Origin of the sequence: Aeromicrobium sp. Leaf350, assembly GCF_916858655.1 — a bacterium.
In the GTDB taxonomy this organism is placed as follows: Bacteria; Actinomycetota; Actinomycetes; order Propionibacteriales; family Nocardioidaceae; genus Aeromicrobium.
In genome coordinates this window covers 378,380-394,139 of sequence record NZ_CAKASL010000002.1, presented here as the reverse complement: position 1 = coordinate 394,139, position 15,760 = coordinate 378,380, and the positions used below count along the sequence as shown (strand labels likewise).

Genomic DNA, 15,760 nt, shown 5'->3' with positions numbered 1-15,760 from the left:
TGAAGTCTACGGAAGCGGCGGCGTAGGCTGCGCCCCGTGTCAGACGCACCCTCCCTGCGCCAGCCCGTCGTGGCCGGACTCGTGGCCGCCCTGGTCGGGTTCACGTCCTCCTTCGCAGTCGTGATCGCGGGTCTGCGGGCCGTCGGGGCCGACCAGGCGCAGGCGGCCAGCGGCCTGCTGGCGCTGTGCCTCGTGTTCGGTCTCGTGATGCTCGTGCTGGCCACCTGGACCCGCCTGCCGCTGTCGTTCGCGTGGTCGACGCCCGGCGCCGCCCTGCTCGTGAGCACCGGGACCGTCGAGGGCGGCTGGGCCGCCGCGGTCGGCGCCTTCCTCGTCACCGGCGTGCTCCTCGCGCTGACCGGCCTGGTCCCGGCCCTCGGTCGCCTCATCGGGCGCATCCCGGTGCCCCTGGCCCAGGCGATGCTCGGCGGGGTCCTGCTGCAGCTCTGCCTCGCCCCGTTCGTCGCCGTGGCCGACTCCCCCGCCCTGATCGCCCCGATCCTCGTCGTCTGGCTGCTGGCGACCCGCTGGGTCCCGACCTGGGCCGTGCCGATCGCCTTCGGTGTCGCCCTCGTCGTCATGGCGACCGACCTCGCGGCCTCCGGGGCGTCCGTGCCGCGCAGCGAGCTGGTGCCCGCCCTGACCTGGACCTCGCCGACGTTCACCGTGGCCGCCGTCGTCGGTATCGCCGTGCCGCTGACCGTCGTGACGATGGCGTCGCAGAACATCCCGGGCGTGGCCGTGATGTCGTCCTACGGCTACCGCGTGCCCTGGACGCCGAGCATGGTGGCGGCGGGTGCGGGCACCGCGGTGGTCGCTCCGCTCGGCGGGCACGCGATGAACCTCGCGGCCCTGTCGGCAGCCCTGACCGCGGGAGACGGTGCCGGCCCGAGAGATCGCCGTTGGATCGCGGCGGCTACGGCCGGCATCGCGTACCTCGTGCTTGGACCGTTGTCCGGAGCCCTGGTGGCGCTCTCCGAGGCCGCCGCCCCCGGGATCGTCGAGTCCGTCGCGGGGCTCGCCCTGCTCGCGGCCTTCGCCGCGGCGCTCAAGGGCGCCCTCGACGACGCCGAGCACCGCACCAGCTCGGCCGTCGCCTTCCTGGTCGCCGCCTCCGGGCTGACGATCCTGGGCGTCGGCGGCGCGTTCTGGGCCCTCGTGCTCGGGCTCGCCGTCCGCTGGGGCATCGAGCGGCCCCGCACGGAGGAGCCCGTATGACGAGCACCGGCACCCCGGCCACCGAGGCGGTCCGCGCTGCGGGGGTCGCTCACACGCTGCACACGTACGAGCACGACCCGCGCGCGACGTCGTACGGCCTGGAGGCGGCCGAGGCGCTCGGGATCGACCCCGACCGGGTCTTCAAGACCCTCATGATCGACGTCGACGGCGCGCTCGCCGTCGCCGTCGTGCCGGTCAGCTGCACGGTCGACCTCAAGGCTGCCGCAGCCGCCCTCGGCGGCAAGAGGGCCTCGATGGCCGACCCGAGCGCCGCCCAGCGGGCCACCGGCTACGTGCTCGGCGGCATCTCGCCGCTCGGCCAGAAGCGACGGCACCGCACGGTCGTCGACGAGACGGCCGAGCTCTGGGACACCGTGCTGGTCTCCGGAGGCCGGCGCGGGCTCGACCTCGAGCTGTCAGCGACGGACCTGATCGCCCTCACCGAAGGGATCGTGGCGGGCATCGGCCGCTGAGACGGCCGCCTGCCACCGGAGCTCGTCGTCCTTCGCCTCGGCACGGGCCGCCGGGTTGAGCGCGACACCGGGCAGCAGCCCGGCGATGGTCGCGATGGGCCAGGCGAGGAATGCCGCCGGGAACGTCAGGGCGAGGACGTCGGGCACGGTGTCGCCCTGCGCCAGTCCGGTGACCGAGCTGGGATCGGGCGGGCCCCACAACAGGCCGAGCTGCCAGCTGATGAGGGTGGCGACCACGCCGGCGACCGCAGCGATCGGCACGAGCGGCCACGACACCGGTCGGGCCAGCACGCCCAGCAGGAACCCGAGCACCAGGCCTCCGACGACGGCGACGAACACGAAGGTCAGCGTGACGCCGAACTGGGCCGCGACGGCCACCTGGTCCATCTGCAGCCCCTGCTCGGCCACGGTCCAGCGCGCCGGGTCGGCGATCTGCGACCAGGCCACGGCGCCGGCGACACCGGCGAGCACCGTCGTGACGAGCGCGGTCAGCGGCCACCTCATGCGAGACAGTTCGGGCCGAGGAGCTCCTTGAGGTCGGCGATGAGCGCCGACGACTGCGTCACGCGATAGGCCTTGTCCAGGCGCATGACACGGGTGCCCGAGGAGCCGACGAGGCGCAGGTGCACCTCGCTCGCCCCGGGGTGGGCACCGAGAACCTGCTTGAATCGCGCGATCATGTCTGCGGTACAGCGTGCCACCGGCATGGTGACGGCGATGGGCATCTCGCTGCCGCCGGTGCTCATGGCCGGCATCGTGACCTCGGTGGCCATCAGGTCGATGCCTTCGTCCTTGCGCCGCACGCGGGCCTTGACCGCGACCACGGTGTCGTTGCGGAGCACGTCTGCCGCCAGCGCGTAGGCGGCCGGGAAGACCATGACCTCGATCGAGCCCTCGAGGTCCTCGATCGTGACCGAGGCCCACGTGTCGCCCTTCTTGGACAGGCGTCGCTGGACCCCGGTGATGAGTCCGCAGAGCTTGACCATCGAGCCGTCGGCCCGCTCGGTGTCGGTGACCAGGTCGACGATCGAGACGTCGCGGCTGGCCTGGAGCACGTGCTCGAGCCCCAGCAGCGGGTGGTCGGAGACGTACAGGCCGAGCATGTCGCGCTCAAACGCCAGCAGCTGGGTCTTGTCCCACTCCGGCACGGGCGGGATCGTGATCGTGACGCCGCCACCGGAGTCGTCGTCGAGCCCGCCGAACAGGGAGTCCTGACCGATCGCGGCGTTGCGCTTGAGGTCGAGGTGCTGGTCGACGGCCTCCTCGGCGATCGTGACCAGCGCACGGCGGCCGTGCTTCATCGAGTCGAACGCCCCGGCCTTGATGAGCGAGTCGAGCACGCGCTTGTTGCAGACCGTGAGCGGCACCTTGTCGAGGAAGTCGGCGAAGTCGACGTACGCGCCCTTCTCCTCGCGCGCCTCGATGATGCCGCCGACGACGTTCTCGCCGACGTTGCGGATGGCGGTCAGGCCGAAGCGGATGTCGGTGCCGACCGAGGCGAAGTTGGCCTGCGACTCGTTGACGTCGGGCGGCAGCACCTGGATGCCGAGGCGGCGGCACTCGCTGAGGTAGATGGCGGACTTGTCCTTGTCGCCGCGCACGCTCGTGAGGAGTGCCGCCATGTACTCGGCCGGGTAGTTGGCCTTGAGGTAGGCGGTCCAGTAGCTGATGACGCCGTAGGCGGCGGAGTGGGCCTTGTTGAAGGCGTAGTCGGAGAACGGCAGCAGGATCTCCCACAGCGCCGTGATGGCCTGCTGGGAGTAGCCGCGCTCGAGCATGCCGCCCTGGAACCCGGCGTACTGCTTGTCGAGCTCGGACTTCTTCTTCTTGCCCATGGCGCGACGCAGGTTGTCGGCCTGGCCCAGGCTGAACCCCGCCAGCACCTGAGCGATCTCCATGACCTGCTCCTGGTACACGATCAGGCCGTACGTCTCGCCCAGGACCGTCTCGAGCGGCTTCTCGAGCTCGGGGTGGATGGGCTCGATCGGCTCGCGACCGTTCTTGCGCCGCGCGTACTTGTTGTGCGAGTCGGCGCCCATCGGGCCCGGACGGTAGAGGGCACCGACGGCCGAGATGTCCTCGAACTTGTCGGGGCGCATGCTGCGCAGCAGGGCACGCATCGGACCGCCGTCGAGCTGGAAGACCCCGAGCGTGTCGCCGCGGGACAGCAGGTCGTAGGTGGCCTGGTCGGTGAACTCCAGCTCCTCGAGCACGACCTCCTCGCCCCGGTTCAGGCGGATGTTCTCGAGGGCGTCGTCGAGGACCGTGAGGTTGCGCAGGCCCAGGAAGTCCATCTTGACCAACCCGAGCGCCTCGCACATCGGGTAGTCGAACTGCGTGATGATCGCGCCGTCCTGGTCGCGCCGCATGATGGGCACGATGTCGATGAGCGGCTCGCTGCTCATGATGACGCCGGCCGCGTGCACGCCCCACTGGCGGATCTGGCCCTCGAGGCCGAGCGCGGTGTCGTAGATCGTGCGGACCTCGGCGTCCTGCGAGTGCATCTCGCGGAACTCCTTGGCGTCGTTGTAGCGCGCGTGCTGGTCGTTGAAGAGGTCGCCGAGCGGCACGCCCTTGCCCATGATGTCGGCGGGCAGCGCCTTGGTGATCTTCTCGCCGAGCGGGAAGTCGTAGGAGAGCACGCGCGTGGCGTCCTTGATGGCCTGCTTGGACTTGATGCGGCCGAACGTGGCGATCTGCGCGACGCGCTCCGAGCCGTACTTGCGCGAGACGTAGTTGATGACCTCGCCGCGGCGACGCTCGTCGAAGTCGATGTCGAAGTCGGGCATCGACGGGCGCTCGGGGTTGAGGAACCGCTCGAAGATCAGGCCGTGGGTCAACGGGCAGAGGTCGGTGATGCGCAGCGCGTACGCCGCGATGGAGCCGGCGCCTGAGCCACGACCCGGGCCGACGCGGATGCCGTTCTCCTTCGACCAGTTGATGAAGTCGGCGACCACGAGGTAGTAGCCGCAGTAGCCCTTGGTCTTGATGACGTCGAGCTCCATCTCGACGCGCGCGCGGACGGCGTCGGTGAGCGCGTCACCGGGGTAGCGGGCCTCGATGCCTCGCCACACCTCCTCGACGAACCAGGACTCCTCGTCGTGGCCTGCCGGGACGTCGGCCTTGGCCATGTAGCCGCCGGTGTTCTCGCTGAACTCCATGTCGCAGCGCTCGGCGATCAGGAGCGTGTTGTCGCACGCCTCCTTCATGCCGTAGGAGTCCTCCCAGAGGGAACGCATCTCCTGGGCCGACTTGATGTAGTAGCCACCGCCGTCGAAGGCGAAGCGCTTGCCACCCTGCGCGTACGTGGGCTCGGAGAGGCGGCTGCCGGAGTTGACGCAGAGCAGCGCCTCCTGGGCGTCGGCGTCCTCGGGGTTGTTGTAGTGCGAGTCGTTGGTCGCCACCGGCGGGATGCCGAGCTCCTTGCCGAGGCGCAGGAGGTCGTCGCGCACGACCTTCTCGATCGAGAGGCCGTGGTCCATCAGCTCGAGGAAGAAGTTCTCCTTGCCGAAGATGTCCTGGAACTCGGCTGCGGCGGCCCGGGCCTCGGCGTACTGGCGCAGGCGCAGGCGGGTCTGGATCTCGCCCGACGGGCAGCCCGTGGTGGCGATGATGCCCTTGGCGTACTGGTTGAGCAGCTCGCGGTCGGCGCGCGGCTTGAAGTAGTAGCCCTCGAGGCTCGAGCGCGACGACATGCGGAACAGGTTGTGCATGCCCTCGGTGCTCGTGGCGAGCATCGTCATGTGGGTGTACGAGCCACCGCCCGAGACGTCGTTGCCGCCCTCCTCCTCGGAGTCGCCCTTGCCCCAGCGGACCCGGCGCCGCTCGGAGCGGTGCGTGCCGGGCGTGAGGTACGCCTCGAGGCCGATGATGGGCTTGACCCCGTGCTGGCGCGCCTTCGACCAGAAGTCGTAGGCGCCGTGGAGGTTGCCGTGGTCGGTCATCGCGATGGCCGGCATGCCGAGTCCGGCGGTGCGCTCGAACAGGCCGTCCAGCAAGGACGCTCCGTCGAGCATCGAGTACTCGGTGTGGACGTGCAGGTGCACGAAGGACGAGTCACTCGGCATCGCGTGGACGGCCTCCTCGACACTGGCGCGCGACGGTGGTCGCGGCGGGGCTCACGGCAAGGGTGTCAGCCTAGTCGAGGCCACTGACGGGATGCGGGCGCCACGCCTGCGGCGGGCGCCGACCGGGCGTTCATGCCCGACGCATCGCCTCGAAGTCGGCCACGACGGCGGCGACCTCGGCCGCGTGCCGCTCCTCCGTGGCGAGCAGCAGGTTCTGCAGCTCGGCGATCTCGGCCGAGCTGCGGCGCTCGGACTCCGAGAGGTGCCGCTCGACGGTGTGGATCTGGACGTCGCGCGTGGCGAGCTGGGCCCGCAGGTCGTCCACCTCGCGGAGTCGGCGGGTGGCGTCGGTGAGGTCGTCCTCGCGGTCGGACAGCGTCCGCAGCAGCACGCCGACCCGCGACTCGAGGTCGGCGATCGTGTCGCGCGAGCGGGTCAGGTCGGCCGTGACCTGGTCGGCCCGGCCGGCCTGCGCGATGAGCTCGGAGATGCGGGTGTCGCGCTGCTGCACCTCGGTGCGCAGGGTGCTGACGACCTCGGCACGGCGGGCGAGGTCGGCGCGGAGCTCGGCCACGACGGCCTCGCGGTCGGTGTCGCCCGAGCGCAGCTCGGCGAGCACGGTCTGCTGCTCGGCCATCCGCCGCTCACGGTCGCCGAGCCGGGCGCGGAGGTCCTCGATCTGCTCCTGCTGGTCGGCGAGCCGACGCTCGCGGTCGGCCAGTCGGACGCGGAGGTCCTCGAGCTCGTGGGAGCCCGCCGTGGCGCCGGCCTGCTGGGTGTCCAGCTCGGCCCGGAGCGCACGGATCTGGGCGTCGCGGTCGACCAGGAGCGACTCCCGCTCGTCGAGGAGGCGCTGGACGCTGTCGACGGCCGCACCGCCGTCGACCATCGCGGTCTGGGCACGCTGCAGGTCGCCGTCGCGCTCGTCGAGACGTGAGCGGAGGTCGGCCGCCTCGCCGCGCACCCGCGCGAGCTGGGCGTGCAGGTCGGTCTCGGCCCGGCGCATGCCGTCCAGCTCGGCGCGGAGGCGATCGACCTCGCCGTCGACGACGGGCTCACCGGCCCGTCGTGCCCCGTTGGTCGGGGCGGGCGCGGGGGTGCGCGCGAGGTCCGCCGGGGCCGCATGGCGACCCGGGTCGGTGTCGTGCAGGCGCGACTCGGTGTCCTGCGGCTCGTCCAACGCCATCAAGGCGCGTCGCAGGATCAGGTCGTCGGCGTTCACAGGCTGGTTCACGGGTGCTTTCTCGGGTCGTCCCTCCCCTGGCCCATGGTAGGGCTCGGGTGTCAGGTCTGTCGGTAGGTCGACAGAAATTCGCCGAGCCGGCCGATGGCCTCGGCCAGGTCGCGCGACCACGGCAGCGTGACGATGCGCAGGTGGTCGGGGTCGGGCCAGTTGAACCCGGTCCCCTGGGTGATGAGGATCTTCTCCGACTCCAGCAGGTCGAGGGCGAACTGCTGGTCGTCCTTGATCTGGTGCACCTCGGGGTCCAGCCGCGGGAAGACGTACAGCGCGCCGCGCGGCTCCACGACCGAGACGCCCGGGATCTTGCGCAGCTCGGACACTGCGGTGTCGCGCTGCTCGAGCAGGCGTCCGCCGGGCAGGATCAGCTCGCGGATCGACTGGTAGCCGCCGAGCGCCACCTGGATCGCGTTCTGCGCCGGCACGTTGGGACACAGCCGCATCGAGGCCAGCAGCGTGATGCCCTCGAGGTAGTCGCGGGCGCGCTCCAGCGGTCCGGTCACGGCGAGCCACCCGGCCCGGTAGCCGCACACGCGGTACGCCTTCGACAGGCCGTTGAAGGTCAGCGTCAGGACGTCGGGCGCGAGCGTGGCCAGGGCGTGGTGCACCGCGTCGCCGTAGAGGATCTTGTCGTAGATCTCGTCGGCCATCAGCACGAGGTCGTGCTTGCGGGCGAGCTCGACCATGCGCTCGAGCGTCTGCTGGCTGTAGACCGCGCCGGTCGGGTTGTTCGGGTTGATCACGACGATCGCGCGGGTGCGGTCGGTGATCTTCGCCTCGAGGTCGTCGAGGTCGGGGTTCCAGTCGTTGTCCTCGTCGCAGCGGTAGTGCACCGGGGTTCCGCCGGCCAGGTTCGTGACCGCGGTCCACAACGGGTAGTCCGGGACCGGGATCAGCACCTCGTCGCCGTTGTTGAGCAGCGCCTGCAGAGCAATCTGGATGAGCTCCGAGACGCCGTTGCCGATCCACACCTGGTCGATGTCGAGCGGGGGGAAGCCCTCGATGAGCTGGTAGTGGTGCACCACGGCGCGACGCGCGGACTGGATGCCGCGGGAGTCGGAGTAGCCCGCCGAGCCCGGCAGCCCGGCGATGACGTCCTGCAGGATCTCGGCCGGCGCGTCGAAGCCGAACGGCTGCGGGTTGCCGATGTTGAGCTTGAGGATGCGGTGCCCCTCGGTCTCGAGCCGGGCGGCTCGGGCGCTGACGGGTCCCCGGATGTCGTAGAGGACGTCTCTCAGCTTCTCGGACTGGCGCACCACACTCATGTCGCCATTGTGGCAGCACCCCCGCCGCTCCCCGTGCCCGCGCAGGAGGCCACCTGCGAACCCGTGGCCTCCTGCGGGGACCTCAGCGGCTGCTGGCGATGCGGTACTGGCGCACCGACAGCGGCACGAAGACCACCAGGATGAGGGCGACCCAGATCAGCGTGTAGAGCACGGGGTTCTGCATCGACCACGCGTCGGGCACCGGCACGGCGGCCGAGGTGTTGCCGAAGAGCTCGCGCACCGCCTGGGTGACCGCCGAGACCGGGTTCCACTCCACGACCGTGCGCAGGCCGTTCGGGAAGGACTCCAGCGGCACGAAGGCGTTGGACACGAAGGTCAGCGGCATGATGACGAGGAACGAGGCGTTGTTGATGACCTCGACGCTCGGCACGAGCAGCCCGATGTAGCCCATGACCCAGCTGATCGCGTAGGCGAACAGGATCAGCAGCGCGAACGCCGCCAGGGTGTCGAGCACGCCCTCGCGCGCCCGCCAGCCGACCAGCAGGCCGGTCAGCGCCATGATGACCAGCGACAGCACGTTGTAGATGATGTCGCTGGTGGTGCGGCCGACCAGGACCGCCGAGCGCGACATCGGCAGCGACCGGAAGCGGTCGATGATGCCCTTCTGCATGTCCTCGGCCAGACCCGCGCCGGTGAAGGTGGCACCGAACACCACCGTCTGGGCGAAGATGCCACCGATCAGGAACTCCTTGTAGTCGAGCCCGGCGCCGGCGTCGATCGCGCCGCCGAACACGTAGGCGAACAGCAGCACGAACATGATCGGCGAGAGCAGGACGAAGACCAGGATCTCGGGGACCCGCTTGATCTTGATGACGTTGCGCTTGGCCACGACCCAGCCGTCGGTCGCGACGCGCAGGGGGCTCGTGCGGGTGGTGCTCATGAGCGGACCTCCTCGGTCTCGGAGTCGGACGCGTCGTCCTCGGCGGCACGTCCGGTCAGGGTCAGGAACACGTCGTCGAGGGTCGGCCGCCGCAGTCCGACGTCGAGCAGCTCGACGCCCTCGTCGCGGAGCGCCTGCAGCGCCTGCATCAGCCGGCCCGCACCGTCGTCCTCGACGGCGGCCGTGACGGAGCGTCGTGCGGCGTCGCGCTGCACCTCGCCGTGGGCCACACCGGCGAGCGCCCGCGCGGCGTCGTCGAGCCTCGCCACGTCGGCCACGACGGCCTCGATGCGCTCGCCACCGGTGTGCGACTTCAGCTCGTCGGCGGTGCCCCGGGCGATCTCCTTGCCCTGGTCGATCACGACGATGTCGTCGGCCAGGAGGTCGGCCTCCTCGAGGTACTGCGTGGTGAGCAGCAGCGTGGTGCCGTCGGAGACGAGGTCGCGGATGACGCTCCACATCTGCTGCCGGCTGCGCGGGTCGAGGCCCGTGGTGGGCTCGTCGAGGATCAGCACGGGCGGCTCGGCGACGAGCGCCCCCGCGAGGTCGAGACGCCGACGCATGCCGCCGGAGTAGGTCTTGGACGGGCGGTCGCCGGCGTCACTGAGCGCGAACCGGTCGAGCAGGTCACGCGCCCGCGCCGAGGCCTTCTGCCGGCTCATCCCGTAGAGCCGCCCGACCATCTCCAGGTTCTCGAACCCGGTCAGGTGCTCGTCGACGGCCGCGTACTGGCCCGACAGGCCGATGCGGGCCCGCACTCCCATCGGGTCGGCCAGGACGTCGATGCCCGCCACCTCGGCAGAGCCCTCGTCAGGCCTCAGCAACGTGGCGAGGATGCGCACGGCCGTGGTCTTGCCCGCACCGTTCGGGCCCAGCAGGCCCAGCACGGTGCCCTCGGGCACGACGAGGTCGAGCCCGGCCAGGGCGGTGGTGTTCTTGTAGCGCTTGACCAGTCCGGTCGCGCGGATCATGTCAGCCATACGGACAGACTGCCGCAGTGCGCGGACAGTTTCCTGCGGTTTCGGGGTGGATTCCGCGGAGCACGGTTGGCGGGGGCGGGGTCGGGGTCGAGGCGGGGCCGGGATCCGACCGCTGCTCGTGGATCCGACAAGCGGCCACGGACCACACGGCGGGGCGGACCGGCGATGATGCGTTGCGGCAGCTCCAGCCACCGAAAAGCCTCATTCCCCGCCTCCGACGACGAAAGTCGAGGGAATGCGGTTGCCACAGCAACCACGACCCCTCGAGTTCCGTCGCCCGGCAGCGCGCGGGCACGACGTCACCCCTCCGCCGCTGTCCTTGCCGCTTGTCGGATCCGACCAGAGCGTTCAGACGACCGCGGTCAGCCGACGCGGCCGAGTCGCTCAGTCCAGGTCGCGGATGGTGTCGAGCGCGTGCTGGAGGTCGGCGGGATAGTCCGACAGCAGGTCGACGGGCTCGCCGGTGCGGGGGTGGACAAAGCCGAGGCCGACCGCGTGCAGCCACTGGCGCTCGAGGCCCACCTTCTTGGCGAGCGTGGGGTCGGCGCCGTACAGCGGGTCGCCGACGCACGGGTGCTTGAGCGCGCTGAGGTGCACGCGGATCTGGTGCGTGCGACCCGTCTCGAGCTTGACGGTCAGCAGCGAGGCGTAGCGGTGCGCCTCGAGCGTGTCGTAGTGGGTGATGCTCGGGCGGCCGTCGGCCCGCACCGTGAACTTGAAGTCGTGCTTGGGGTGCCGGGCGATCGGGGCGTCGATCGTGCCGGTGTGCGGATCGGGGTGGCCCTGCACGAGCGCGTGGTAGGTCTTCTCGACCACCCGGTCGCGGAAGTACTGCTTCATCACGGTGTAGGCGTGCTCGGACTTCGCGACCGCCATGAGGCCGCTCGTGCCGACGTCGAGCCGGTGCACGATCCCCTGACGCTCGGGGGCGCCCGAGGTCGAGATGCGGTAGCCCCGGGCCGCGAGCGCGCCGAGCACGGTCGGACCGGTCCAGCCGACACCCGGGTGGGCGGCGACGCCGACGGGCTTGTCGACCACCACGAGGTCGTCGTCCTCGAAGACGATCGTCAGGTCGTCGACCGGGATGGCCTCGACCTGCACCGGGGCGACGGTCGGGATCGTGGCCTCCAGCATCGCGCCCTCCCAGACGCGGTCGGACTTCGCGGGCGCCGAGCCGTCGAGCACGACGTGACCGTCGGCGACCAGCTCGGCGGCGCGGGAGCGCGACAGACCGAGCAGTCGCGCCAGGGCGACGTCGACCCGTTCTCCCTCGAGACCCTCGGGGACGGAGATCACCCTGTGTTCGCTCACGGGGTCATTCTCCCCGATGATCGCCCACGCTCGGACCGTCGGTGTCCGCATCGTCGTCCGAGGCCCGGTGCAGGGTCTTGGCGCCGCGCTGCGTGTCGGTGAGCCCGTCCAGGCCCACGCCCTTCCAGGACTGCCACAGGATCAGCACCGCCGCGACGGTCAGGTAGATGTCGGCGACGTTCCCGACGAAGAGCCCGCCGTAGTCGATGAAGTCGACCACGTGCCCGTGCAGCGGCTCGGGCTCGCGCAGGAGCCGGTCGGTCAGGTTGCCCGTGGTTCCGGCGAGCAGCAGACCGAGGGCGACGGTCCACCCGCGGTCCTGCAGACGCGGTGCGAGCCGGATGACCATGACCGCGACGCCGATCGCGATGAGCGTCAGCACGATCGTCATGGAGTCGCCGAGACCGAACGCCGCTCCGCCGTTGCGCAGGAAGCGCAGCTCCAGGACGTCGGGCACCAGGCGGATCGGGTCGCCGTCCTCGAGCCGGGCGACGGCCCAGACCTTGGTGAGCTGGTCGATCGCCCAGGCGGCCACGACCCCGATGGCGAAGCCGATCAGCAGGCGTCGGTGCGACCCTCTCGCGCCGGCACCGCTGCCCCCGGGGGCCTCCGTGCTCAGCGACGCTCCTCGCGCTGCTTGCACGGGATGCACAAGGTGGCGCGCGGGAAGGCCATCAGGCGGTTCTTGCCGATCGGCTCGCCACAGGACTCGCACTTGCCGTACGTGCCGTCGGCGAGGCGGTCGAGCGCCTTCTCGGTCTGGTAGAGCAGCTCGCGCTGGTTGGCCGCGAGGGACATCTCGGCGTCGCGCTCGAGGCCCTTCGAGCCGACGTCGGCCTGGTCGTTGCCCGCACCCTCGACCCCGTCGTCGAGGATGTCCTGCAGGTCGCGGGCGGTCTGCTCGAGCTCGCCGCGCAGACGATCGCGATCGGCCTCCAGCTCGGTCTTGACCTCGGCCAGCTCGGCATCGGACCAGGGGTCCTCGTCGCTGCGGACCAGGAGCGTCGTCTTCGGCATGCGCCGAACAGTAGAAGCCTGCGCCAACCCTGGCAACTCGGCTCCCCGTCGGGCTCCGAGCACCGCTCCGTAGAATCGCGCGTGTGACCTCTCCCGCCTCGCCCGACACCGGTTCCGCCACCCGCTATCGCGCGGTTCCTGCACAGATCGACCTCCCGGGGCTGGAGCGCGAGATCCTCGACCTCTGGGAGCAGCAGGGCACCTTCGCCGCGAGCCTGTCCGAGCGGGCCGACGCGCCCCGCTGGACGTTCTACGAGGGACCCCCGACCGCCAACGGCGTGCCGGGCACGCACCACGTCGAGGCCCGCGTCTTCAAGGACGTCTTCCCGCGCTTCAAGACGATGCAGGGGCACCTGGTCGAGCGCAAGGCCGGCTGGGACTGCCACGGCCTCCCGGTCGAGATCGCGGTCGAGAAGGAGCTGGGCTTCAACGGCAAGCCCGACATCGAGGCGTACGGCATCGCGGAGTTCAACGCGAAGTGCCGCGAGGCCGTGCTGCGCAACGTCGGCCAGTTCGAGGACATGACCGACCGCATGGGCTACTGGACCGACATGGCCCACCCCTACCGGACCATGGACCCCGAGTACGTGCAGAGCGTCTGGTGGGCGCTGCGCCAGATCTGGGACAAGGGCCTGCTGGTCGAGGACCACCGCGTCGCCCCGTACTGCCCCCGCTGCGGCACCACGCTGTCCGACCACGAGCTGGCGCAGGGCTACGAGACGATCGTGGACCCGTCGGTCTACGTGCGCTTCCCGCTCACGAGCGGCCCGCACGCCGGCACCGACCTGCTGGTCTGGACCACCACCCCGTGGACGCTCGTGTCCAACACGGCGGTCGCGGTGCACCCCGACTACACCTACGCCGTCGCCAGCAACGGCGACGATCGCGCGATCGTCTTCGAGGGACTCGTGGCGAGCGCCCTCGGCGAGGGATGGACCGTCGAGGAGACCTTCACGGGCCGCGACATGGAGCGCTGGACCTACCAGCGTCCCTTCGAGCTCGTCGAGGTGCCCGACGCGCACTACGTCGTGCTCGCCGAGTACGTCACGACCGACGACGGCACGGGCCTCGTGCACCAGTCCCCCGCGTTCGGCGCCGAGGACATGGCGGTCTGTAAGGCGTACGGCCTGCCGGTCGTCAACCCGATCGAGGCCGACGGCCACTTCCAGGCCGACGTGCCCCTCGTGGGTGGCGCGTTCTTCAAGGAGGCCGACGCCACCCTGGTCGCCGACCTGAAGTCGCGTGGCCTGCTGCACGCCAAGCTCGACTACGAGCACTCGTACCCGCACTGCTGGCGCTGCCACACGCCGCTCATGTACTACGCGCTGCCGGCCTGGTACATCCGCACGACGCAGATCAAGGACCAGCTGCTCGCCGAGAACGAGGCCACGTCCTGGTTCCCGGAGACGATCAAGCACGGCCGCTACGGCGACTGGCTCGACAACAACATGGACTGGTCGCTGTCGCGGTCGCGCTTCTGGGGCACTCCCCTGCCGATCTGGCGCAACGACGCCGACCCGTCGAAGGTCGTGTGCGTCCAGTCGCTCGCCGAGCTCTCGGAGCTGACCGGCCGCGACCTGGCCGATCTCGACCCGCACCGCCCGTACATCGACGACGTGACCTTCGAGGTCGAAGGCGAGTCCGGCACGTACCGCCGCGTGCCCGAGGTCATCGACGTCTGGTTCGACTCCGGCTCGATGCCCTTCGCCCAGTGGGGCTACCCCCACGCCCCCGGCTCGGTCGAGAAGTTCGAGCGCGCCTACCCGGCCCAGTACATCTGCGAGGCGATCGACCAGACCCGCGGCTGGTTCTACTCGCTGATGGCCGTCGGCACGCTCGTGTTCGACAAGTCGTCCTACGAGAACGTCGTGTGCCTGGGCCACCTGCTGGCCGAGGACGGCCGCAAGATGAGCAAGCACCTCGGCAACATCCTGCTGCCCATGCCGCTGATGGACGAGCACGGCGCCGATGCCCTGCGGTGGTTCATGGCGTGCTCCGGCTCGCCGTGGTCGGCGCGCCGCATCGGCCACGTCACCCTCACCGAGATCGTGCGCAAGGTGCTCCTGACGTACTGGAACACGGTCGCCTTCCACGTGCTCTACGCGCGTGCGGCCGACTGGTCGCCGGGGCAGGACGCGCCGGCCCCGGCCGACCGCGACGTGCTCGACCAGTGGGTGCTCTCGCAGCTGCAGGTGCTGACCGCCGACGTCACGACCGACCTCGAGCAGTTCGACACGCAGTCGGCGGGCGCCCGCATCGCGCGCTTCGTCGACGACCTCTCGAACTGGTACGTCCGTCGCTCGCGGCGCCGCTTCTGGGCCGGCGACCCCGCCGCGCTCGCGACGCTGCACGAGACGATCGACGTCCTGACCCGTCTCATGGCCCCGCTCGTCCCGTTCATCACCGAGCGCGTCTGGCAGGACGTCGTGCGGCCGGTCGACCCGTCCGCGACCAGCTCGGTGCACCTGGCGGCGTGGCCGGTCGCCGACCCGAGCCTGGTCGTCGAGGGCCTCGACGCCCGCGTGCACCTGGCCCGGCGCATCACCGAGCTCGGACGCGCGGCCCGGGCGGAGGCGAAGGCCAAGGTCCGCCAGCCCCTGCGCCGTGCGCTCGTGGCGTCCTCCGCCTGGCGTGCGCTGGGCGAGGACCTGCGCGCCCAGGTCTGCGAGGAGCTCAACATCGGCCGCCTCGACGCGCTCGGCGAGGACGGCGGCGCCCTGGTCGACCACTCCGTCAAGGGCAACTTCCGCGCGCTGGGCAAGCGCTTCGCCAAGCAGACGCCCCGCGTCGCGGAGGCCATCGCCGCCGCCGACCCGACGGCGCTGGCGACGACGCTGCAGGCCGGTGGCCCCGCGACGGTCGAGGTCGACGGCGACACCGTCGAGATCACCCTCGACGACGTCATCATCTCGGAGCGTCCTCGCGAGGGCTGGTCGGTCGTCAACGACCAGGGTGAGACGGTCGCGCTCGACCTCGAGCTCGACGACGACCTGCGCCGCGCCGGGCTGGCCCGCGAGGTCATCCGCGCCGTGCAGGAGGCCCGCAAGTCCTCCGGCTTCGACATCACCGACCGCATCACGCTGCGCTGGAACGGCTCGGACGCTGTCACCGACGCGTTCGCCGTGCACGGCACGGAGATCGCCGAGGAGGTCCTGGCGACCGAGGTGACCCGTGACGACGCCGAGGGCCTGACCTTCACCGAGGACGAGATCGACCTGGCGTTCGCCGTGACGAAGGCCTAGCAGCAACGACGAAGGGCCCCGACCAGCGAGTGCTGGTCGGGGCCCT

General features: G+C 70.8%; 12 protein-coding genes. 3 read left to right on the top strand and 9 right to left on the bottom strand.

The genetic code is table 11. The annotated features are described in order from the left end of the window. The first annotated feature begins 36 nt into the window (after positions 1-36). Both LO931_RS10830 and ybaK read left to right on the top strand, forming a co-directional pair. On the top strand, positions 37-1,218 hold the full coding sequence (locus LO931_RS10830; RefSeq protein WP_229053610.1) for a benzoate/H(+) symporter BenE family transporter: 1,182 nt from the start codon (positions 37-39) through the stop codon (positions 1,216-1,218). Further along, positions 1,215-1,691 carry a Cys-tRNA(Pro) deacylase gene (gene ybaK / locus LO931_RS10825; protein WP_229053609.1) on the top strand — a complete coding sequence of 159 codons (477 nt, stop codon included), beginning with the start codon at positions 1,215-1,217 and terminating at the stop codon, positions 1,689-1,691. Before LO931_RS10830 ends, ybaK begins: the two co-directional genes overlap by 4 nt. Here the strand turns inward: ybaK and LO931_RS10820 are convergent. The 9 genes from LO931_RS10820 to LO931_RS10780 form a co-directional block, all read right to left on the bottom strand. After that, complete coding sequence (locus LO931_RS10820) at positions 1,635-2,195, bottom strand: hypothetical protein (protein WP_229053608.1); 561 nt, start codon at positions 2,193-2,195, stop codon at positions 1,635-1,637. The two genes, ybaK and LO931_RS10820, sit on opposite strands and share 57 nt — an antisense overlap. Further along, positions 2,192-5,758, bottom strand: coding sequence for a DNA polymerase III subunit alpha (dnaE, locus tag LO931_RS10815; RefSeq protein ID WP_229053607.1), 3,567 nt, complete (start codon positions 5,756-5,758; stop codon positions 2,192-2,194). The genes LO931_RS10820 and dnaE overlap by 4 nt, the downstream gene beginning before the upstream one ends. Positions 5,759-5,888: 130 nt before the next feature. Continuing rightward, a complete protein-coding gene (locus LO931_RS10810; RefSeq protein WP_229053606.1) occupies positions 5,889-6,992 on the bottom strand; it encodes a hypothetical protein in 1,104 nt (367 codons plus the stop codon). A 50-nt stretch (positions 6,993-7,042) separates the two neighbouring features. Beyond that, a complete protein-coding gene (locus LO931_RS10805; protein ID WP_229053605.1) occupies positions 7,043-8,263 on the bottom strand; it encodes a pyridoxal phosphate-dependent aminotransferase in 1,221 nt (406 codons plus the stop codon). Between the two features lie 82 nt (positions 8,264-8,345). Beyond that, positions 8,346-9,164 (bottom strand): ABC transporter permease, encoded by an 819-nt coding sequence (locus LO931_RS10800; protein ID WP_229053604.1) that lies wholly within the window; start codon positions 9,162-9,164, stop codon positions 8,346-8,348. Beyond that, a complete protein-coding gene (locus LO931_RS10795) occupies positions 9,161-10,144 on the bottom strand; it encodes an ATP-binding cassette domain-containing protein (protein ID WP_229053603.1) in 984 nt (327 codons plus the stop codon). The genes LO931_RS10800 and LO931_RS10795 overlap by 4 nt, the downstream gene beginning before the upstream one ends. A gap of 384 nt (positions 10,145-10,528) precedes the next feature. Next, entirely contained in the window at positions 10,529-11,455 is a 927-nt protein-coding gene (locus tag LO931_RS10790; protein ID WP_229053602.1) for an RluA family pseudouridine synthase, read from the bottom strand. A 4-nt stretch (positions 11,456-11,459) separates the two neighbouring features. Continuing rightward, positions 11,460-12,098, bottom strand: a complete 639-nt coding sequence (gene lspA / locus LO931_RS10785; RefSeq protein ID WP_229053601.1) for a signal peptidase II — start codon at positions 12,096-12,098, stop codon at positions 11,460-11,462. Continuing rightward, complete coding sequence (locus LO931_RS10780) at positions 12,071-12,472, bottom strand: TraR/DksA family transcriptional regulator (RefSeq protein ID WP_229053600.1); 402 nt, start codon at positions 12,470-12,472, stop codon at positions 12,071-12,073. The genes lspA and LO931_RS10780 overlap by 28 nt, the downstream gene beginning before the upstream one ends. A gap of 83 nt (positions 12,473-12,555) precedes the next feature. Here LO931_RS10780 and ileS point away from each other — a divergent pair, with 83 nt between their 5' ends. Then, positions 12,556-15,714: an isoleucine--tRNA ligase gene (ileS, locus tag LO931_RS10775; protein ID WP_229053599.1), complete on the top strand. Its 3,159-nt coding sequence runs from the start codon at positions 12,556-12,558 to the stop codon at positions 15,712-15,714. Positions 15,715-15,760: the final 46 nt, after the last annotated feature.